Annotated in this window: 12 protein-coding genes; 1 reads left to right on the top strand and 11 read right to left on the bottom strand. The window is 45.0% G+C overall.

Translation table 11 applies throughout. The features are described 5' to 3' along the window. Positions 1-50 precede the first annotated feature (50 nt). From ACFQ21_RS19985 to ACFQ21_RS19945, 9 genes are all read right to left on the bottom strand, one after another. Positions 51-2,552, bottom strand: coding sequence for a glutaminase domain-containing protein (locus ACFQ21_RS19985; RefSeq protein WP_377581690.1), 2,502 nt, complete (start codon positions 2,550-2,552; stop codon positions 51-53). A 21-nt stretch (positions 2,553-2,573) separates the two neighbouring features. Then, on the bottom strand, positions 2,574-4,829 hold the full coding sequence (locus ACFQ21_RS19980; protein ID WP_377582051.1) for a GH92 family glycosyl hydrolase: 2,256 nt from the start codon (positions 4,827-4,829) through the stop codon (positions 2,574-2,576). A gap of 86 nt (positions 4,830-4,915) precedes the next feature. Then, positions 4,916-7,117: a hypothetical protein gene (locus ACFQ21_RS19975; protein ID WP_377581688.1), complete on the bottom strand. Its 2,202-nt coding sequence runs from the start codon at positions 7,115-7,117 to the stop codon at positions 4,916-4,918. Between the two features lie 161 nt (positions 7,118-7,278). Beyond that, a complete protein-coding gene (locus tag ACFQ21_RS19970; protein ID WP_377581686.1) occupies positions 7,279-8,091 on the bottom strand; it encodes a DUF3823 domain-containing protein in 813 nt (270 codons plus the stop codon). Between the two features lie 38 nt (positions 8,092-8,129). Continuing rightward, positions 8,130-10,187, bottom strand: a complete 2,058-nt coding sequence (locus ACFQ21_RS19965; protein ID WP_377581683.1) for a RagB/SusD family nutrient uptake outer membrane protein — start codon at positions 10,185-10,187, stop codon at positions 8,130-8,132. A 43-nt stretch (positions 10,188-10,230) separates the two neighbouring features. Then, a complete protein-coding gene (locus ACFQ21_RS19960; RefSeq protein WP_377581680.1) occupies positions 10,231-13,380 on the bottom strand; it encodes a SusC/RagA family TonB-linked outer membrane protein in 3,150 nt (1,049 codons plus the stop codon). A 64-nt stretch (positions 13,381-13,444) separates the two neighbouring features. Then, complete coding sequence (locus ACFQ21_RS19955) at positions 13,445-14,902, bottom strand: glycoside hydrolase family 76 protein (RefSeq protein ID WP_377581676.1); 1,458 nt, start codon at positions 14,900-14,902, stop codon at positions 13,445-13,447. Positions 14,903-14,907: 5 nt separating this feature from the next. Continuing rightward, positions 14,908-16,719, bottom strand: a complete 1,812-nt coding sequence (locus ACFQ21_RS19950) for a carboxypeptidase regulatory-like domain-containing protein (protein WP_377581674.1) — start codon at positions 16,717-16,719, stop codon at positions 14,908-14,910. A gap of 801 nt (positions 16,720-17,520) precedes the next feature. Then, positions 17,521-17,838: a TMEM175 family protein gene (locus ACFQ21_RS19945; RefSeq protein ID WP_377581671.1), complete on the bottom strand. Its 318-nt coding sequence runs from the start codon at positions 17,836-17,838 to the stop codon at positions 17,521-17,523. Between the two features lie 208 nt (positions 17,839-18,046). Here ACFQ21_RS19945 and ACFQ21_RS19940 point away from each other — a divergent pair, with 208 nt between their 5' ends. Beyond that, complete coding sequence (locus ACFQ21_RS19940) at positions 18,047-19,534, top strand: tetratricopeptide repeat protein (RefSeq protein ID WP_377581668.1); 1,488 nt, start codon at positions 18,047-18,049, stop codon at positions 19,532-19,534. Here the strand turns inward: ACFQ21_RS19940 and ACFQ21_RS19935 are convergent. Both ACFQ21_RS19935 and ACFQ21_RS19930 read right to left on the bottom strand, forming a co-directional pair. After that, the gene (locus tag ACFQ21_RS19935) at positions 19,523-20,029 is read right to left on the bottom strand and encodes a hypothetical protein (RefSeq protein ID WP_377581666.1); all 507 of its coding nucleotides are present in this window, start codon (positions 20,027-20,029) and stop codon (positions 19,523-19,525) included. The two genes, ACFQ21_RS19940 and ACFQ21_RS19935, sit on opposite strands and share 12 nt — an antisense overlap. Before the next feature lie 270 nt (positions 20,030-20,299). Further along, positions 20,300-22,471, bottom strand: a complete 2,172-nt coding sequence (locus ACFQ21_RS19930) for a malectin domain-containing carbohydrate-binding protein (protein WP_377581663.1) — start codon at positions 22,469-22,471, stop codon at positions 20,300-20,302. Positions 22,472-22,871 lie beyond the last annotated feature (400 nt).

Raw genomic sequence — 22,871 nt, 5'->3', positions numbered from 1 at the left:
ATAGCACACTTCACGAATAACCATTAGCGGTTACCGGATAACGATTACCGCTACTTCTCCAACATCTTGATAAAATACCCGCCCACTACGGAGCGCGCCTGGAATCCCACCTGCTTGGCATCCGGTGTTTCGTACCAATCGCTCATCGGAACGCGATCTGGTGTTTCTGTAACAAAACCATATAGCGGGTCGATAAGCTTCTGGAACGTTGCTGTATCATTGGCCAGTGTTGCTGTCCAAACGATCCAGTCTGCTTTAGTATAGGTTCTCCGGTTGTCCAATGGCAAACCATATTTGTTCTGCTTGGTCTGGTAGTAAGCAATTTCTTTTTGCAATACGCTGTCGGGGAAAATACCAAGCTTTAGCAACTTGTCCCAAACCAGGTTATACTTCTGGCTCCACGTTCCGGGTTGATCGAACGTAAGGCGAAAGTGATCGCCATCGTCCGCCATCTTTACCCACTCCTGCGCCATCTTTTTGGCTTCACTGGTATATTTCGCTGCTATATCTTTTTTGCCAAGCATATCGGCAAGTTTACCATAGCCTGCTATACCTACGATCGCCTTTGCTGAAAGATTTACGTTGTGCGCAAAGTGTCCGGCAAAGTCATCTGTGCAAAGTTGATTTTCCGGATCAAGACCATGCTCCAGCAGATAGTTCGCCCATGTAGTCAACGCTTCCCAATGTTTTTCGGCATAGTCAGCTTTTCCTTCTATTGTAGCAATGGCCGTTGCCAGTATCAGCATGTTACCGCTCTCTTCTACAGGCATGTCACCACCATACGTTTGTCCATTGGCCTGCGGATAGGTACCGACATCGTGCGCTGCAAACGGCTTTGTCCACTTGCCACTTTCGGTATAGTAAAATATCGGGTTCATCATTCCCTTCAGAAGTTCAGGATTGTATTTGAGATAGAGCGGAGCAGACGGATACGTTATATCCACCGTACCGATCGAACCATTACTAAAATTCTCCTTCGATAAAAAAAGCGTGTTACCCTCCATATCCTTCGCCAGCTTGTGTGCCGCTATAGATTGACGATAGGCGAGCACGCACAGGCGCGCATACTTTTCACCTCCGGCTGCCAGTGCATCACTATATATTTTGTTGTCAAACTCATCACAACGTGCTATAACTGTCTCATAGTCTGCTGCTGCACCCGACAAAGCCTTATCAAAACTTACCTGTCCATCTTTCGTCCACCATGCTTTCAGATTCTTTTCAAAATACTGCAGTGACTCAATATCATCGTAGGCCAGCATAACATACCCCGTTGCCGGTGTTGTTGATACTTTATTCAGGTTGTCTGTGTAAGCAAGCACCGGCATGGTGTTCGACAGAACTGCAGTAATCTTCTCGCTGGAAGGATTTACTTTACCACTCTCGGTGAACGACTTTTTCACGGCTGAGAAATCGCCCATAGCCAGTCCGTTATTTTTAGATTCTTTGGAAGCGATGTAAAAATATCCCCAGTCGATGCGAACATTGTCACCTTTCTTTTTCAAAACAGGTTGCTCGGTTGTTCCCGTTTTCACAAAGTCTATATCGCCTGTTTTACCGGTAGTTATTTCAACCTCCTGATTCAATTCGTTAACAGCCCATTCCGGTGTAGCATCGAAATATACCTGTACATCATGCGACTGACCATCGTTGGAAACAGCTTCGTAGCTGATATAGTTTACGGGACGTGAAAGCAAATCCAGATCATCGATCAGCAAAGGTGAAGCGAACTCAACATGCAAATCTACCGGACCACACGTGAAATCATATTTAGTTTGTGTAGCCGTGATCTTCACACTTTTCTGAACCGCAGCGTCAGCAAAGATTGGCTGCTGATCGCTCTCTTTGAAAATACCAAAGTCAACGTACGCCAGACCACCTCGATCAAGACAGTGTGCAGCAATTACGTTTTTACCGTTGGCATTCAACAAGCTCTTATCAAGTTTCATGGTAACACCGTTCTTGGCATGATTACCGGTGTTAACGATCTCCTTACCATTCAGGTATAACTCGAAATCATCATCGTGCGAATAGATTAGATATAATTCGCCATTTCCTATAGCAGGCAAAATAAATTCTCTGCGCACCCATATCTCTTTTGTTTGCCACGGAGTGTTAGTCTCAAAAGTATTAGGTGTCCCAAAACCGGCTTTACCACTTTGCCATACAGCATCCTTGAAGTCAGGTTGCTCCCAGCCCTTTGCAGGTTCCTTCGTTACATACTTTCCCTGCCATGGTTCATGTTTTGCATCGGGTAAAACAGGTTTCAATGGAATCTCCTCTTTTCCGAGAAAGCGATATACTTTCCCGTCAACCCGTACAGCACCAATCAACGAATGATTTTTACCGGTCCAATGTTTTACCGGACTATCAAACAATTGATCGGATGTTGACCATGCACTGGTATAGGGGTCAATGGTTATCAACGGATAGGCTGGAGCACGAAACGCCAAACCAGCTTCTTCCTTTTTTTGCACGTCCTGCTTACCACAGGAAGCCAGGGCGATGGCAACAAAAATTGCCAGTATTTGATTTAAGGATATTTTGAACATACGATAGATTTCCTTTTCGGTTTATTTTTCATTTGAGAATGAGTACGGAAAGTCACTTTTCTCCACGCCTCTCTTTTTATTCGGAGAAGCGCTCATGTTAACATTGATCGTTGCGCCCTTCATCAGGTCTTCGTGCGTCAGGTAATTCTTCGTGTACACTTTACCATTCAGCTTCATATCCGATATATAGCGATTTTCTTTTGAATTATTAGTAGCCGTGATCACGATCTCTTTCCCGTTATCCAATTTAATTTTCACAGACTTGAACAGAGGCGATCCCACAATATACTCGTTGCTGCCCGGACATAGCGGATAAAAACCCAATGACGAGAAAACATACCATGCAGAAGTCTGCCCGTTGTCTTCATCACCACAATAGCCATCCGGTGTTGCTGCATATAGCTTGTCGATGATCTCACGCGCCCAATACTGTGCTTTCCAAGGTTCGCCTGCATAGTTGTATAAATATACCATGTGCTGGATCGGCTGATTACCGTGTGCGTATTGCCCCATGTCCATCACCTGCATTTCGCGCATCTCGTGAATCATCGAGCGGCTTTCCATTCCTCTTGAACCGGGAATAACAAAAACAGAATCGAGCATCGATACAAATTGCTTTTGTCCGCCCATCAGGTCGATCAATCCCTGTGGATCATGAAACACAGACCATGAGTAATGCCAGCTGTTTCCTTCGGTAAAATCGCGCCCCCAGTCAGCAGGGTTAAATGTCTCAGCGAAAGAGCCGTTACGTGCACGGCCTGCCATCAACTTGCGTTGCGAATAATACAGGTTCTTATAATTCAAGGCACGTTTCGCATATATATCAATTTCATGCTGTGGCTTGTTGAGTGCCTTCCCTAAACGATAGATTGTCCAATCGTCATACGCATATTCCAGTGTACGCGCTACATTCTGATCAACGTCTATATCATTTGGTATATAGCCATACTGGTTATAGTGCTCATATCCTTTTCTTCCGGATGCAGAAACTTTAGGATGCACGCTGTTTGCGCCGTGCTTCAAAGCTTCCCATAGTGTCTCAATGTCATAACCACGCACACCTTTCAGATAAGCATCAGCAACGACAGACGCAGAGTTATTACCCACCATGATGTCGCGATGACCGGGGCTTGCCCATTCGGGAAGAAAGCCGCTTTCTTTATAGGCGTTCGCGAGACCTTCCTGCATCTTTGCATTTTCAGAAGGGTATAAAAAATTGAGGAATGGAAACAGACTGCGAAATGTATCCCAGAAGCCGGTATCGGTATACATATAGCCCGGTAATACTTTCCCATTGTACGGGCTGTAGTGAACTACTTTTCCATTAGCATCCACTTCTGAAAAATTTCTCGGGAATAAAACAGAGCGATAGAATGAAGAGTAGAATGTACGGAGGTTATCGAGGTTATCGTCTTCTACCTTGATCTTTCCCAACACATCATTCCAGCGTTGTTTTCCTTTACTCACAACTTTATCGAAGTCAGCATCACCTAATTCTTTCAGGTTACGAAGCGCTTGTTCTTCACTGATAAAAGACGAAGCGACACGGGCATGGACCTGCTCGTTATCAGAAGTTGAGAAACCAATAACGGCACCAGCATGATTTCCTTTAAACTCCTTCTCTCCTTCTGTAATCTTGCCATCTTTAACAGCCGCTACATACGCGAACGGCTTGTCGAAAATAATAACAAAGTAATTTTTGAAATTATCCGGCACGCCTCCGCTGTTGCGCGTGGTATAGCCTACTATCTTCTTTTCTTCCGGTATAATTTTTATGAATGAACCTTTATCAAATGCATCGGTAACAATGAACGCATTTTTAGTTTGCGGAAAAGTAAAGCGGAACATGGCAGCTCTTTCAGTCGGAGCTATTTCCGTGGTTACATCGTGATCGGCTAAATGTACACGGTAGTAATACGGCTTTGCAACTTCCGCTTTATGAGAAAACCAACTAGCTCTTTCATCTTCGTTGAACACAGCCTTGCCTGTAACGGGCATGATCGAGAATTGCCCATAGTCATTCATCCACGGGCTTGGCTGATGTGTTTGCTTAAATCCCCTGATCTTGTCTGCTGTATAGGTATACATCCAGCCATCGCCCATCTTGGCGGTTTGTGGCGACCAGAAATTCATTGCCCAAGGCAGCGCCACTGCAGGATATGTATTTCCGGTTGATAACTCAAACTTTGAATTTGTTCCTACCAGTGTACTTACATAACTGACAGGATCACTAACCTGCGCATTTACTTTCAGAATAAGACACCCTAAAAAAAACATCCCTGGTAAACCAATTTTCTTCCTCATTTCTTTCTTAATCTTAATTCTACATTTATTAATTTATACACCTATATATGTTGTAATTTTCACCAACTCAATTTTACATGAACTCCTTCCGGGTTGTTTTCAAACTTTAAAAAACACGTTTTGCTACCTGCATCCCATGATGACTCCACGGGTAACGTTTTACCTGCCGCATCCGTCACTTCTATTTTGGTTGCTTTTACAGGTAAGAGTATCCGCATCACATTCGTGGTGTTCAATGCACTTTTCGCTACGAATGAATATGTACTCTTCGTTACTTTTTCCTGATATACTCTTGCTGCAGCGGCAAGCACCTGTGGCGTTTTGGGATTCTTGACCCGGCTGATATTGTACAAGAATGCCTGCTCTCCAGGGCGAACTTGTTTTTCATGGAGAACAGGAATTTCAGGATCAAATAAATCGATGAACCTGCCCGTCATGATATAGGGGGATAGACTTGAATTTTCGTCCACTACAGAAATAAGTTCGTACGGTCCGCGGGTAAGTGTGAAGTGATTTTTATACTCAAGCTTTTCGGTTGATCCTGTTTCGTATAGCGTCTTGATTGTATTTACAAACGCTTCATCGTTATTTGCTTTCAACACAAACTCCTTCGGGTCGCTGCGCAGGATATATACTTTTCCTTTTCCATATATATACTCGCCTCCGTTAAAAGGCTCTTTCACCCCGAGCTTCAGAAATAAATGTTCTGATGGTGCTTTAAATGTATTGCCGTTGGTATTCCACCACTCCTGCACACGTTGAAACGCATCTTCATCTCTGCCACAGTATACCAGCACACCACCGTTCTTTACCCACTCGGCAATGTGATCGTGTGCGGCTTTATCCATAGGCTTCATGTTCGAGTAAGACATGATGAGTATCTTCAGATCTTTCCACGTCTGGGGGTAGGATACATTTTCGATATGAACGGTCTTAACCGGAATGCCACGCTTCAGCAACGGAAGTGCCTGCCCATAGAAATTGGACAACTGCGGATCTTCATATCCCTGATGAACCGGGAACCGCTGAAACATCAATGAGTTTGCCATGAGAACTCCTATACCCTGCGAACCACTCACTTTATTCCCGGACTCGGGCATGTTGTTCAGCGTATTGATCATGACCTGCATTTGTGTTGAATAAAAACGCGGTATCTGCTCTTTCCTGTCGCTGTTGGCGCTCGTGCGATAGTAGCCTTCATATATACGATCCGGCCACGGCATTACTTCATAGTCAGCGATCTTCGGATATAGCAGTTGTGCTGTAAACGTAGCCTGGTAATTTTTCTTATAGTCGACCCAATCGCGCGGCCAGTCTTCGATCGGATCTGTGAGGAAAAACATTTTTCTTCCGGTAGGTTCCGTCATGGACTCCATTGAACCATATTCGAGAAAGGCCGTTTCGAATACGCGCTCTTTCATTTGCCCATTAAAGTAATTAGGCTCGCGTGATGTACCCGTCCACACCTGTGCTATATATCCGTCTACACACGGTAATGATGCCAGGCTTGCTTCGGGACTAACGATCATCCACTGTGAATAATTTACCAGCGAGTGCGTGGGTACATAGCAACGTATGTTCATGCCTTTACTCTTGCCGTACTCCTTTGCATAGGTAAAGCATTCGTTCAACGCCCTATAGTATAAATGATACTTCAACTTATTGGACAAGTATGTATTCTCAGGTGATTCATGCTGCGGTCTCCAGTCAAATCCATAGTAAGCTTTCCACTCGCTTTTAAATGCACCGCTGTAACCGGAGCGCGCCCAGAACTCAGGCTCTTCGAGAAAGATTGCATCAATGCCTGCATCTATAACACGCTTGATGACTTTCTCCTTCATATACTTAATGAAGTTGGCGGACGGCACGATATAGGGCACCATGTGTCCGTGCCATAGCGTGTCACCTTTTTGTGTTACCTGTCCTTCATCAAGATGTTGCTCCCCATCCCAAGCACCGGTGAAATAATCCTGGTACTCACCCCATGCTATACCGGTCATGAAGTGCGTTGTATATCCCTTGTCGCGCCAGCTTTGAACGCGTTCTTCAAAAGACATATTTCCTTTTCCGTGATGATCCTTTACGCTATATACGATAGCAACATCGGCACGTAAATCCGTTACCGGTTTCCACGGATTGGAAGTTTGAAATGTAGTTTTTTCCCGTGATTGAGTCTTTGATTGCTTGTCCTTTTGCCGTGACTGCGAATAACTTTGAACGGATAGTGCCAGCAGCAGGGAAAGTATAATCGTTTTTTGCATGATACTTTTGTTAAAATAAAAAAATCCTCACCGCCTGGTGGAGATACCAATCATACAACGGTATGATTATGCGCAATTCGTATAATGACTGCATGGCCCCTTGGAAAGTAAAGGTTCAAAGCCACCCCCATGACGAGATGACTTCAAACCTGAACTATATCTTACGGAATCAAGAGCTGCAGGGGCTCATTGTAGTTCCATCTTCTCGTTCCGCTACCTTTTGGTGTATCGTAGTTGATACGAGCCGCGGCACGGATAAAGACAACTCTTCCTGATGGAATCGTACCAGTCGATTCGATGGTGATCGTTTGTCCTAACAACGAATTGAACGCTGAACCGGTATATTCGATTTTGTTTGACCAGCGTTCATCGCGTGCGCGATACCCAACCGAAGATGAATAACTCACAAACAACTGAATGTCCGTAATATTCTGGAAGCTGCTGCTATAGCCCCCCATCGGCTCAATCTTGTTACGGAACTCTTCTTCCGATACAGCGCGCGTAACACGCACCTTCGCTCTTACTTTACCATTGATTACTTCAGGCTCATCTACCCACTCTATTTTGAGGAAAGGTTGCACTTCGAATTTTACTTTCGTAACACCACTGATGTTTACGATTTGAGATTCATCTGCGAGTGGAACACCTCTTTCGTCCTCACGCATCAGCGGAATGAAAGGTCCGTCAATACGAATGTGATAGGTGCCTTTGAATAATTTTGTATTCTGAAATGTACCATCCGGCATGCAAAAGAAGTCCGGGTTAGGTGTAACATTTTCGCCCCAGCTATCTTCTGTCAAACGCACGCGGATGCCCTCACTTCCCTGATCGGTAAGCACAGGTTCGCCAGTTTCTACATCCACTACTTCACCCTGAATGGTTTCTGCAGGCACTTCCTTGTTGTCTATTTCAAACAGACTGCAGGACGTGAAAGAAAACAGGGCGATCGATAGTATATATGATATCTTCTTCATCTTCTGTAATTCTTAATTGTCTTATAACTCGTTATTCATTATCGGTTCGGTTGCTGATCGATTACAGCACTCTTCGATACTTCACCGCCCGGTATAGCAAAGTAGTAGTCTACTATATTATACTCGAACGTCTTCAGGCTTACCCATTGGAAGCGCGCATCGAAAAAGTATTTTCCGGTTTGCGTAGAGAAGAACGGATACAAGCCACGGAAGCGATAGCGTGCGTTATTGCTAAAGGCATCTTTCTCTCTGTACTCTCCCCAGAAGCCATCGCGCTCTTCGTAGTGTTGTACTCTCCATCTCCGCAGATCCCATTTTGTTTTATGCTCGAGTGCAAGTTCTTTCCTGCGTTCTTTACGAACGATGTTACGTCCGTTGTCATCGGCAGTAACACTTCCTACCAGTAACGTTGCTCCAGCTCTTTCACGAATTTCATTTACCGCTGATGTCGCTACCTGCAGCAGGTCTGTTCCATCCGGAGAAGCTTCACCTGCCAAGCGAAGTTCAACAGCAGCTTCCGCAGCATTTAACAATACTTCGGCATAGCGCATCAATATGAACGGTTGTGCAGATTTACCTTCGCCTGCTTCGAATGAAGGATCAGGATTTAACCATTTACGTCCATATAGTCCGGTGAGACATCCTTCTCCGTTATCGTAGAACGGACCGTTCGCACCGGCTGCGGTCATGTCTTCTCCTTCATAGGACACTATCTCCTGGCCGTTTCCTTCGCGCGCACTCAGGTAAAGCGTTTTTGATCCCTGTGTATAGGCTGCCAGGTTCTGATAGCGTGTCTCAGCCGTTGCATAGGTATAATTGCTGAAGAGCGGACTGATGGGTGCAGAGCCTGTATATACTCCTGCACGGATTTCAATCTCTCTTCCCTTGAATACATCCCCCGGGAAAATTACATAGGCACGAAGACGTGGCTCTGCGTTCGCGAAGAAGTCCATCGGTGAATCGTACATCAGGTATGTTCCATCGGTGTTGGAAGAACCATTGGTAACTTTTATCGTACCGTTGGAATAACGATCGAAGCCATCGAACAATTCCATAAAGTCTAGTGTAGGACATGTGCCGGATGCCAGTGGCGCCTTGAATATAAACGGAGCGCTATAGGCATCATAGCCATGGGTAAATGTAGGATAGCCGTACTCTTTCACATATATATTTTCAGGACTTGTGAGATCGCTAAACATATCGACCATGTTCTGATACTGTGCGTCTCGATCACCGGCTGCCCATTTCTTCTTATAGAGCGAGTAACGTCCGCTGGCGATAACTTCACGCGCAGCGGAATAAGCTTCCTTGAAATATTTTCTGGAAGCCGCTGCTGCGGACTCCGCTGCAAATCCCATCACACGTACACCGGTTTTCTGTCCTAACCCGGTAAGTCTTCCGGTAACAGTTTCATTGTACTTCGCTACACTGCCGGCATATAGCATTGCTTCTGATTTGAATGCCAGGGCTATATATCTGTTTGAATATCCTCGCTCCGGACTTGTCGGCTGTAATAAAGATATAGCCTGATCAAAGTCTGCAAGCACCTGGTTCCAGGTCTCTTCCTCCGAAGAGCGTGGCACTTCCAGTTCATCTGCATCGCCCGGGTAACGAATAACTTTTGTTACCAGTGGCACACCACCGAAGCGTCTTGCCATAGCATAGAATACCGTGGCGCGTACAAAGTATGCTTCACCTAAATAGTGGTTGTACGTAACCTCCGGGAAATTACTTTGATAGTCGGGCAATGTCTCAATCAGGTAGTTTGCATCGCGCAGCAGAACAAATGCTTCTGTCCAATACGGAGTTCGCTCACCGGTAAAGGCGGAGCAGATTCCATCGCGATTCAATGCTTCCCCGGTTCCTTCTATACCCATGGATCCCAGCCAGGCATTGTATTCAATGCCCCACTGTGCCATGTATTTAAAATCCTCGAACGGCATCCTGCTATACATGCGGGCCATATATACTTTCATACCAGACTCATTGGTGAAGAGTGTCTCATCGCCCACCACGTTGGGTGGTGGAATATCAAGGTCTGCACAGCCGGAGAAAGTGAATAAGCCGATCAGGAATACGATATATATCCTTTTCATATTTTCTTCAGTTTTATAACTCGTAATTTTCTCAGTATATATTTTAGAATTTGGCAGAAATGCCCACCGTATACGTTTTGTTAAGCGGATACAATCTTCCGAGCTCATCGTCTGAATGTTCCGGATCAACAAACTTCACTCCTGTAATCGTGAACATGTTGTAAGCATTGGCAAACACGCGCAGACTCATCGTAGAAAGCAGTCCTGTCTTTTTCGGCAATGTATAGCCGAGCTCGATGCTCTTCAGACGCAGGTATGATGTGCTCACGCGGTTGAAGCTTGAGTTCTCACGCGGGTATCTTCCGGTATAGCCATAGTAGCCACTCGCCCACTCTGTTTCCGGATTGTAAGGATCTGCGGTTGGATCAACCGGATGCCAACGGTCGGTGTACTGTTCCAATGTACCGCCACCATTAATTCCCCATATAGCATAGAGCGGTTCTTTGTACTGCATTGACCCCATCGCGGTTCCCTGGAAGAGGAAGTTCAGATCAAAGTTTTTATATCGGCAGTCATACGACAGACTAAAGTTCAGCCACGGTGTCTGATCGTATGCATACGGATGTTCATCTTCCGCGTTGATCTCACCATCACCATTCCAGTCTTCATACTTGTAATCGCCCGGAAGTATATCGCGATCTTTATATATAGGGTAAGACCAGATGTCTTCCCAGCTTGTATAGCGTCCGTCTGATTCGTATCCGAATTGTACACCCTGATAACGGTTGTTCAGGTTATCGTTACGCCAGCGATCATACGAGTTACCCCACGGTCCTTTTTCTACTGCAGTCAAATGTTCACGTCTGGTAATAGTACCAATCGCTTTTACCGTATAGGACAATTCACCGATGCGATTACGATGCGACAATTCCAGGTCTATACCATATTGACGATCGCTGTTCAGGTTCTCTCTGGGTGCACCGGTACCCACTACCGTAGGAACATCTCCATTACGATTGGCAAAGAGTCCATCCCTGCGGCGATCGAAGTAATCGAGAGTAAAACCAAAGAGACCGTTCCATCCTTCAAAGTCTACGCCCACATCGAACGTGCGCGCTTCCCACCAGGTGATCTGCTCATTCGGCACAATCAACGATACTCCGTTTACAAACTCACCACCGAACATATAGCCGGGTGCATATTTATTATAGTAACCGTTCTCTGCATTTTCGCCTGTAGCCGGGTATAGATAGCCCGGGTACCAATCGTATTTCAATGCATCATCGTCTGCCGTTACACCGTAGCTGGCACGCAACTTGAACTGATCAACAAATGACAGTGCTGATATATTTCTGAAGAATGATTCTTCGGATATACGCCAGCCTATAGATCCCGAAGGGAAGAACCCCCATTGGTTGTCTTTCACAAATTTCGAAGAGCCATCGTAGCGGAACTGGAACTCGGCTATATATCGGTCCGCAAATGTATAGTTTGCTCTTCCGAACAACGCGTTGTTGGCTATCTCATAAAGATCATTGTCTCCGGAATACATACCGCTTAGCTGTGCATCGTTCACACCACCCAACAGGTAATCCATAGCAAAGGCAAGATTTCGCTGCGCATAGAAGTTATCTCCTTTTCTTTTCTGCGTTTCCCAGCCGAGGAGTCCTACTACTTTATGATTACCGAACGTGCGATTATAGTTTAACAGGAATTGACCAAGCACTTGCTGTTTGGTAAACATCTGGCGCGCCAACTGACTCGGAGAACTTGCGTTGTATAGTTTGGAATCGTATGTACCGGTCAATGTATTATACATATACTGGTAGTACTCTCTTCTGAAGCCTGTATTATCATCATTACGATAATCGTAGCTGATCACTCCTTTGGCAGATAAACCTTCCAGTTTACCTGAGACAGTTCCAAAGTCGAAATTGAGTGACACCAATGACTGGAGATTCTTCTGCGTTAATTTGCGATAACCGGATACATCTGAAGTCATCAGGGCCACTGTGTTCGTTTCGAGGTTCAGTCCCTCGTAGTTCAACATGGTATTTTCCGGATCCGCATAAGCCGGGAACAATACACCCTGCGCCCAGTAATTTCGAATGATGTCTACAGAACGTGCCAGCGGTGCGTTGGTTTGGTCGGCCATGCCGCTCAAGTTGATGTTGAACGTCAATCCTTTTACAAGTTCAGTAGTAATGTTGGTGCGCAAATTATACTTGTTATAGTTCAGGTCACCTGATTTGAATATACCTTCCTGGTAGAGATAACCTCCGCCTATATAGTACTGCGTTTTGTCGTTACCCCCGGTGATGCTTAAATCGTGTTGTGTCTGAGGTGCAAAGTCTGCAATGAGCAGTGAATTCCAGTCGGTAGACCTTCGCGCTCCGCTACGGAAAGCTTCAAAATCTTCTTCGTCATATATAATGCTTCCGCCATTGATGTTATTCATGGACTTCTCATTATATAGCGTCATGGTCTGATACGGATCTGCAAGCTTCGGCATACCGGATGGTTGCTGTAGTGTATAGGAACCGTTGTATGATATCTCCGTTTTGCCTTTCGTTCCTTTCTTCGTAGTCACCAGAATTACCCCGTTAGCCGCGCGCACACCATATATAGCAGCAGATGCATCTTTCAACACCGATATATCTTCAATGTCATTCGGATTGAGACGTTGAAAATCAGACATGGTGCGTTGTATACCATCGATCACCACGAGCGGATTTCCGAGATAACCCCGTATATCAAAAACGTTATTAAAGCTACCCGGCTCAGCACTCTTCTGCCATACACGAACACCGGCCACTCTACCCGTAAGCATGTTCTGCGGGTTTTCGTTTTTGGTGCGCTGCATCTCATCGCCCTTGATGTTTGTTACAGCCCCGGTGAGCGTAACCTTTTGCTGTGTACCATAACCAATCACAACAACTTCACTAAGTTCCTGCAGATCGGCAATCAGCGCTACATCAATCACGGTGCGTGCTGTAACGACTTGCTCTTGTGTAGTATACCCGATGAATGAAAAAACGAGTGTAGCATTTCCATCCGGAACTTCCAGTGAATACTTCCCATCCGCATCCGTTGTTGTTCCCTGGGTTGTACCTTTGATCACTACGTTTACTCCTGGTAAAGCTGACCCATCATCGGAGGATGTAACAGCACCGGTTATCGTAATTCGCTGCTGTATAGCGCCCGTTGAAACGAGGGGGGCTAAAACAATACACTGAAAAATTATTCCAAACACGGAATACTTTATCAGCCTTGTCAATGTTTGCTTGTATATATTCTGCATATGCTCAATGACTTTTTTATTTTTCAAGTTCATATTGCGACAGCACAGCATACTCGGCAGCAAATGCAAAGTTGAACATGCCCTCTGTATTGTTCTTACCGTTGTCACGGTTCCAGCCTACCAATAAGTTTGTCGGAAGAAAACCTTTGTACAGGAAGTTGTCGTACGCGTAGTCAAGATTCTTCTGGAAAGAATTGATATAGTCTGCTACTGTTCCGTCTGCTTCGTATACATCTACATACCCTCGCATCAGCACACCATTGAACCAGTTTCTGAAACCACTGATGTCGTAGGTATAGTAGTTATCTTTAGTCTGTCCAAGTTTTGCAAAGTATTGGAAACTCGCATCCGATAATTTACTGATGTCGTCCAGGTATATATTATCGCCTGTTACCCGATACAGATCTGCACCACCGGAAAGCATCGAGCCGCTGTTATAGGTAATTGCAGGACCTACACGATCCTGACACGCGATCCCTTTGCGATACGTTGTACCATTTACCGTTTCGGTCTGTGGATTGCCCGGTGAGCAGCCGCCTCTCATATCGTCATATACACCATCACCGCGCAGTAGCTGGCTCTTCTGCCATGCATATATGCGCTTGGCAAAGTCCAGGTAGTAGTCACTTTTCTTTACCTGTGTCGTTACGCGGGTTTGCTTATCTGCAGCATCTATATAGCTGTAGGTTATTTCATCGTTCTTGTCTTTATACAACTCGTGCAGCCACACCAACGGACTGACTATGGGCCCGTTGCTGCAGGCATGTTTCGTTACATAACCAGGGCCCCAGGTAATGCCACCACGCTCAGCGCCATTGGCATCGCGTGTGCAATCCCATCCATCGAGTACATATTCGGTGAGATACTCGGCTCTCGCCAGGTACTCAGCATTGTCTGTAGCCTTATACCCCTCGATAAACTCACGAACAAGCCACATCTGGTCGTCATATACATTTTGGATTCCTGCTACCTGTGCAGAGCCTTTTGAACCACCGCGGTTTACACCGTATACAGACCATTCTTTGGTTTGTGTATAGGAGGTCAGTTCGAACGTTCCTTCGTAGTAATCTGCATTCTCATACAACTTGTGAAGCAGCTCGGTATACTTGTTGAAATGCTCGTTGTACAGGGTAGCACTACCGTGCTCCTTCTGTGCTTCGAGTGCATGAAGAATAGCATTCACAGCTTCGATCGCGCTGGTATACATCCATATACTTCCTTTCTCTTCAGAACGTACATTGGTATAGGGATTATAGTAACGCGCCATCGCCATACCATCTCCTGTAAAGTGAGCGGTTACAGCATTGTCGGTAAGCTCTATAGCCCTGCGAAGATTTTGTTCCGACAGACTTACTTCGTTGGGTGGATTAACAGGACCATCTTCAGAAGCCGTGTCGCTGCAAGCCGCTATAGTCATTAACAAGGCAAGGCTTGCTGTAGTAATCGTGCGAAATAGTGTCATTGTATAGTTCATTCTTTTTAGTTCAGATTAATCGTGTGGAAAACAAGCTTGTTCTCACCCGTGCTTGCTTCACCGTTGTATACACCAAACGCGAGCGTTACATTTTTACCCGTAAATGGAGACAAGTCGTACACGAACGATGCATAGCCTTCGGGATTTCCGACACCACCATCACCATGTTTAAATTTCCAGCAGCCATTGTCTGCTGCGAGTGCTTCCTGTGCTGTGTTAGACTGAGGAGCCAGGTGTGTAACCGTACCATCATCTTCAATCGCGGTGAGTTTGAAGTACGTATAGTTGCTGCCGAAATTGCGCGTGGTAAACGTGAGCTGATCCGTGCCTGCTCCTATAGCAAACTTCGCATACAGGTATGCTTCCGGAACCGTTGTATTCACATCTGCTGTGTTACGGGTTTTGAGAATATAGCCTTCGGAAGGAAATACTTCAGGATCTTTCAACAGTGGAACGAACGACCACTCTGCAGCAACGTGCGCAACATTACGCCATGCACGATAAGCATCAACATAGTTATCGCGGTTACCGGATATAGGGCTCAGACCGGTGAAGGATTTTTTAGTGTGAGGCATGATAGAGCGTATAGTCTCCTGAGACAACTTCCATCCCGGAATAACTTCCGTACCCGGCAGCCAATCCCAGCCCACAACTTTTTTGTTGGCGAAGCGAATCGCACGAAGAACAAGTTGTTTCCAATAATCACCGGTAGACTGGCGATATATACCTATAGCAACAATAACTTCTTTGCCTACATAACTGCTCAAGTCAAATTCAAAATCAGCGTAGTCGCCTGAGCCATAGGTTTTGTTCTCACCTATTTTCACAGCTGCGGGTTGAGCTGCAGAAAGATCAACTACCTGTACACCAAAGTGAGCAGGGCTCGCAGCATCAGCGTTGTGCGTACGCAATCTCACGGATAAGATCTTGTTGTCTTCTGTGATAAGCTTGCTGCCGTATACATACGAATCGAAAACATTCAGGTCAGCAGGATTGCTGCGTTGATCTTCGTTGTTACGAATCTGCAGCGTAGTGCCTTCGTTCTGTTCCTGCCATCCTCCCCAGAAGTCAAGCGTAGACATATAGTCGCAGGCCCAGTCCCAATGAGGATATGCATCGGCATTGCGTCCGCCCCTATATTCGTTGAAGTACCATTTGCCGGATAACAAAAGATCGTCACCCGTTAAACCGCGCAGCAGTTGTTGACTTCCCATCGTTACGTTCAGCGTAACAATACCATTTACGAAATCGGCAGGTGCTACCGGTTTTGTAATCGTAACATAACCTCCCTTGCTGAAGGTTACTGTGTAACTGTCTTCAATTAAATTCTCAAGCGTATAGGTTCCATCGCTTCCGGTAGTAACTGTCCCGGCAACGCCTACACTGATCGTTACACCTTCGAGTGGTACACCACCTTTGGTGGCATCGGTAATGGTCCCGGTAATTTTTGCAGATGCATTTACAAGCGTAGCATTTGCTGTAGCTACCTTGGTACCATCAAAATCTTTAGCCCCGACACTTTTGCTGATGGTTAACCATCCGGCTTTCGAGAACGTAACGGCATGTATTTTCACCGATACGTTTTCAAGTGTGTATCGTCCGTCAGTTGCCGTAGTGACGGATATATCTTCTTCACTAACACCGGAAACAGTAACAGTAACATCGGAAATGGGTTGTCCGGAACCATCGGTAACAATACCCGTTATTGTCCCGACACTTTCGTTGATCGGGTCGTCATCTTTGTCGCAAGAACTCAGCGACACGAAGAACGTTCCCATCAAAACGATGTACGAAAGGAATCGTAAAATTTTGGTCATAGGTTTGAATGGTTTTAGGTTGAACATGTTGCTTGCAAAAGCTGCTTGTTTCATCCGGGCTGTCCGGAACCATCGATTGCAATTCGGATGCAAACGTTAACGACCCCTGGTTAGATTATGGGTTAAAACAGGGTTAATAACCCGGAGAAAAATGTTAATCGTTGGAATTTGGCGCGTTTTCTAAAAAATACTTTAATGAAAATGACTCGCCCCCTCAGAAAAAATCAGCAGATCGTGTCACTCGCAACGGTATGCCTGCACGCCTTTCATCGCAAGATTTATTTTACAAAAGGCAAAGTTGAAATAACAACTTCAACCGTTTCGCTCATGACCGTCTGGCGTGTACGCGCACCGTTGTGTGATTGGACCATGAAGAGACCGTGCACAAACGAGGAAGACTTCATTACCTCTCCTACCTCAAGGCTGCAGAAAAAACTAAGGTCGATAAAAAAGAGTTAATAAAATGGATAGGCACCTATAGCTATACCATCAATCTGCAGACCTAACCCCGACACGGGACACATAACCTATAGCCTGCTCAGGAAAAAGAAAAATTATAAACATGATACCGGACAGAGCGAGACACAGCCATACATTTATGAACGAAAGTATAAATATCAGACACAACAGGATCGCTGCCAGTAAATAATAACGGCTGATGGTTTTAAGAGTCGCGCAAAGTTCTTCTTTCAAAAATCCGGATCGTACACCATACAACCAGATACCAAACATCGACAAACCCATCAATGCAAAATTGAAAGTATAGACGTTAACAGCGTTTTGTTGCTGTTCGGTATTAACTTATTTGGACAATAGCGCTGTGGCAAACGGAGTAAACGTGACCACCAATAGCTTGAAGCCATTAAGCAATAATAATTTGCTGTTACCCTTATGGATATAGCTAAACATGAAATGATGATTGATCCAACAAATCAGAATTGCAAAAAAGCCAATGAGAAATGCTATATAGGTTGGCCAGTCTGCGGCCAAGAGCTGAAACAGCGATTCGCTACCGGTAACAGACGGAACATGAATATCCAGAACAAGAAGCGTGATTGCAAAACCAAAAACACCGCCACTGAATGCTTCCAGCCAGGAAGTCATTTTATCTGTTTCCATTACGAACTTTGAGCGTAAAAATAGAGAATTATTATAAACACCAATGGGATTGGTCTGTCGCTATATATACCCGGGCCTACTACTTTAATCTTCTCCGTTACCAAGACAAGAGCATTCCGGGATTTAAGCCATAACTGTGATGCCCGGCCGTAGCGTTGTATCAATTAATCGTTAAATTTGGTTTTATCGCTTGCCCAAACCTCTCTCTATGAAACGATTCCTATTGATTGCCCTGACGATGGTAATGTTCAGGCTCGATGCACAAGTGCTTATTGACTCTCTCCAAAATCAACTTTCAGCAACGCGCTCCACCGAGGAACAAATTGATATACTGAACCAGCTCTCGCACGCCTATACATTGGTTTCGCTCAGTCGTGCAGAAGAATTAGCACAAAAGGCACTCGTATCCGCACAGGAAAATGAATATGACAAAGGGATTGCCACAAGCTTTAACAATCTGGGTATTTGTGCTTCGATACAAGGCAAACATGCTGAAGGCATGGATTACTTTATTAAAGCGTTACGAATTCGTGAGCGTCTCAAAGACACAAAAGGGATGTCTCATATCTACAATAACATTTCCAGAGTATTGATTTACCAGGGCGATTACAACCTGGCAATTGATTACTCTAAAAAATCAATAGCGCTTATTGAACGCACCGATGATCCCAAAGCCCTTGCCAATGCCTATGTTTCACTCGGTGAGATATACCTGAAACGGAACGATCTCGATAAGGCTTTGCAAATGTATACCACGGCACGTGACATAAGCGTACGTGCCAACCTGAGCGATTATAAATTATGGACAGAAGCCAAGCGCATCAGTGTACTGAATGCCCAGGGAAAATTTCAGCTCGCCTTGCAGACCGGGCTTGCTATTGAGACATCGCTGCCCGTACACCGTGACTTCTTCTCTACCATTGAACTGCATCAAACGATAGGATTGATATACTCCAACCTGAACGACTTTGAACACGCCACGAAGTACCTGTACAAGGCAAAGGCCATGGCCGATTCACTGAATGATGCCAACGCCCGGATAACCGCGCGGGCGAATCTAAGCAGCACGTTTCGGAAATTCAAGGCGTATGATTCCGCCTGGTACTATAACGACAACTATATAGCGCTTCGCGATGAAGTATTTAATGCGGAGAAGTCGAGGCAGATTGCAGCACTTGAACACCTGTATCAATCCGAACAAAAAGACCAGATGCTGGCAATGCGAGATCAGAAGATACGCACGTTAACCCTGGCCGTTATCATTGGTAGTCTTTTACTTCTGGCCATTACGGCACTGGTAATTATTGTATTCCGGTTATATCGGGATAAGAAGCGATCGCTTGTCGAAATGAAACGCCTGAACAATGATATATATGAAAAGCATGAAGAGATTCTGGCGCAGGCTGAAGAGTTGACACAGGCCAACGCAGAGATCAGCCGGATGAATGAATCACTTGAAATGGAAGTATCACAACGTGTAGCCGAGATAAAATTGCAAAATCAAAAGCTCCTGGAGTATGCATACTTTAATGCTCATAATGTACGTGGTCCGTTAGCGCGTATTTTGGGACTTTGCACATTGATGTCGCACGAATCATCTATCGATGAACTTCGAGAGTATAATTCACGCCTGCTATACTGTGCAGAAGAATTGGACAGTGTGGTGCGTGAGATCAACCGGAAATTATCGGATTGAGACTGCGTTACTTTTTTTTCGTTTTAAAAGATGATAGAACGCCATCATGATGGGCGTTGGATACACGCTTAAAGACTTTTTATAGTACTGATCAGCCTGTGCCATATCGCCCTCAAGTTCATATAGCATTGCTACCTTGCCATAGGCTTCCGCTGCCTGCCGACTGTATTCCTTTCCTTTCTCATCCGTTGACGCTATTGCCAGAAATTCTTTTTTGCCTTTCAATGTCCCCTCCTGTTTCCGTTTATCAAGCGCCTTAAAGTATAACGTTTTGATGTTGGTCATAGTCCTGGTATATACATCACACTTCTTCATGAAGTGCAGTATGCTGTTGGTCATCAGCTCATCATCTATAAAATGATCTTTTTCGAGTGCCGTGAGATGCGCAAGGCGTGGTGACTCTTTGGTTACAACGGAATCAAATGCTGATTCATGCTCCTGATAAAACTTTGCACGACATTCCATTTCCCGCTCCAACGTTGCCTGAAAAATCATCGATGTCCAGACTGTCAGAAAAACAATTACAAAACATTGCCAGAAACTTGTGTTCGAGTTTTTGCTGCGCAGCGTTTTGCACCCGGCATAACGCGAGCGGAAACATTAATAAAAAAAGTGTCCGGATAAATAACAGAAGTGTATAGCGTGATTTCATTTACAAAAAAAGATATAGCATGAAATATAAGCTTCTATAAATGCAAAAAGGCATAAGATCGGTGATCTCATGCCTTTACGTTTACCGGTCATTTCAGTTGAACGGTTATCAATTCACCGCTGCGATTTTACAACCTTGTAGGTTTCCTTCTTTCCATCCCCGGAAAGGACATGAACAAAGTAAATCTGGTTGTCTGGCAATGTCGATATATCTAGTTGCTTACGTTCTTCACCACTCACTGTCAAAGTTGAATATACCCGGTTTCGCGCATCCGAAATGCTGATGGTATACGAGTTATTCGGATCAACTGCTATACCAAGATAATTGGACACCGGGTTTGGATATAGCGATACACCGAGGCTCTTCGCTTGTGTCGGTTCAACATTCGCTGCCGCTGCAGCGGCTGTTACCATATTTGAAACTGCAATGGCATTGATATGTGCGTGCGCTCCGGATACGGCTACCAACTTCAACTGAAGTGTATTGTCAGCTACATGCGTTGTAAAGGAATGAGAGTCCGCACCACTCAGGGTTGAATCATATACATCGTATGTCGTGATTAAATTTCCTTCTGCATAAATATTAAATCTTCTTTGACCGGATGTAAATGTATCGCCACCTTTCCTGGCAAAGTAAAGTGAAACCTTATACGTTTCATTTGATTCCGGAACCGGTATATTGTATTGAATGGTTGTACCATTTCCGCTTGTATAGCGATAGGATCCCAGCACTGCATTTGGAGCATCGGTATTATTCACACCGGAGAAGGAACTGGCACTTCCGGTTGTCAATGACGGATAGGTGGTATCAAAATAAGGATGCGGTGTTGTTTGTTTATCACGCTCCCATTGGTTATTCACTACATCACCACCGGCATTTATATATATAGCCCAGGGTTCTGACGGTGTCTCCGGAGATTCAAAGGCACCGGCATCCCATCCCGTTCCTACGGGACGCGCTACATGGTCGAAGTCAAACGTTACACCATAGCTGCTCACATTAACACCATAGCCAATCGCAGGACTGGAGGATGTCAAATGATAATCTTGATTGGTGGCATCTGCGAATTGGACCGTATTGATATTCCTGGTTTCATAGTTACCGGCAGAATCGATGTTAACACCGTTGGAGTAACTGATATACTTTAACTGCGGGTTAACAATAATATTATTTTTAACAACGTTCATTTCCACCAGCTCACTATATAGCAACAAGCCATTGTTCTTCGGATTGATGATGGTGTTGTTAATGATCTTGTAACCGGAACCAGGTCCTGTAATGGTAGCGGCTCCTCCCCGCTCGTCAACGAACATACCTCCGTTGCTCGGGTTGATCATGATATTATTGAAGATAACATTATCTCCGCGGCCCAGGCATATAATCGAGTAACCCGTCCTGTCAACCGCATTGGCGGGCGGTATATTTAAGATAAAGTTATTGTAACATAAACCACCGGTTCCTTCTCCCAGCTGTATACCATTTCCCTGGTCGTTCCGGTTGTCAAAGGGCCGCTGGCCGTGGCGTTCAATCCGGTTGTCGTATATCTCACAACCTTGTGTTGCCGATCCTACCTGTATACCATCGGCACCTGTATCGAACACGATGTTATTATATATCTTGGCCCCTACAATCGCGTGAGGATAAACGCGGATCACGGTATCTCCGCATGTTCGATTCACACCACCTGCGTAAAATGAATTTCCTATATACAGACCTTCGCCCTGGTTGGTGCTGTGTATATAGTTATCGTGAATACGAATGTCGTGCATGGTAAAATTTTCCCGCCACGTAGCCGGATTACAATCCGGATCGGTCTTCGCCATGATGCCCGCAAAATTTTGTCCGTGGACATCGAGGTGATCGATTTCAAAATTGGTACTGAGACTATCAACCGAAATTCCCTGGCTGCCGCCATTCACTTCTATACCATACGTGAGGGACGCATCACCGGTACCAGTTAACCGGAAGTGAGAGCTGCCGAAAAACTTGATGGAAAAAGACAACGTTCCGGAGTTAACAGTATATTTTCCTCCACAATTCATAATGATAATGGGAGCTGCCGATGTTCCGTTAAACCGCTTGAACAACAGGTTGCCATTACGTGGTGTAGCAGCATCCAGACAAACAACAGATCCCGGGGGGACATTCCGACCTTCAACGATATTCTTACCAGGTATCAGCAAATCGGAAAGATGAAAATCACAATCACATTGAGCATCGGCCTGCCGCGCGGTGAAGAGTACCATAACCAGCAGGAATAAATTCAGACATAGAGTTCTTGTCATACATTGTTAGTTTAAATGTACAGAGTATAATTTCTAATAACAGATTATTTAACTAGAGTATCATCACCGGTAATGAGTCGGTGAAATTTATAAAATTTCGGGCCAATTGTTGGTATCAGACATATATACTCCGGAGAATATTTCGCAGCTACAGCGATGTATAGTTAAGATCCAGGACGCTCTTAGAGGCAAGTCTCGTTTGAGACACTTCGATTCCTATTGAAAGCAAAATGGGGATAAAAAAATGAGACCAGTAAAATCCCGACTGGATTCGACTGGTCTCGATTCCTAACCTACCTGTTTATTCAGGTGGAATTGCAAATATACAACCTGTATATGCCCGTTGAATCACATATTCCGGGTAGTACCACTGTCCTTTTCGATTTTTCTTACCTTTGAA

Source organism: Ohtaekwangia kribbensis (genome assembly GCF_042676245.1).
Lineage (GTDB): Bacteria > Bacteroidota > Bacteroidia > Cytophagales > Cyclobacteriaceae > Ohtaekwangia > Ohtaekwangia kribbensis.
This window is presented reverse-complemented; position numbering and strand designations above follow the sequence as displayed.

Coding starts and splice junctions, on each gene's coding strand:
- ACFQ21_RS19955 (WP_377581676.1), bottom strand. CDS start 14,902: ATGAACTATACAATGACACTATTTCGCACGATTACTACAGCAAGCCTT.
- ACFQ21_RS19930 (WP_377581663.1), bottom strand. CDS start 22,471: ATGACAAGAACTCTATGTCTGAATTTATTCCTGCTGGTTATGGTACTC.
- ACFQ21_RS19965 (WP_377581683.1), bottom strand. CDS start 10,187: ATGAAAAGGATATATATCGTATTCCTGATCGGCTTATTCACTTTCTCC.
- ACFQ21_RS19975 (WP_377581688.1), bottom strand. CDS start 7,117: ATGCAAAAAACGATTATACTTTCCCTGCTGCTGGCACTATCCGTTCAA.
- ACFQ21_RS19950 (WP_377581674.1), bottom strand. CDS start 16,719: ATGACCAAAATTTTACGATTCCTTTCGTACATCGTTTTGATGGGAACG.
- ACFQ21_RS19935 (WP_377581666.1), bottom strand. CDS start 20,029: ATGATTTTTCAGGCAACGTTGGAGCGGGAAATGGAATGTCGTGCAAAG.
- ACFQ21_RS19980 (WP_377582051.1), bottom strand. CDS start 4,829: ATGTTTTTTTTAGGGTGTCTTATTCTGAAAGTAAATGCGCAGGTTAGT.
- ACFQ21_RS19940 (WP_377581668.1), top strand. CDS start 18,047: ATGAAACGATTCCTATTGATTGCCCTGACGATGGTAATGTTCAGGCTC.
- ACFQ21_RS19945 (WP_377581671.1), bottom strand. CDS start 17,838: ATGGAAACAGATAAAATGACTTCCTGGCTGGAAGCATTCAGTGGCGGT.
- ACFQ21_RS19970 (WP_377581686.1), bottom strand. CDS start 8,091: ATGAAGAAGATATCATATATACTATCGATCGCCCTGTTTTCTTTCACG.
- ACFQ21_RS19985 (WP_377581690.1), bottom strand. CDS start 2,552: ATGTTCAAAATATCCTTAAATCAAATACTGGCAATTTTTGTTGCCATC.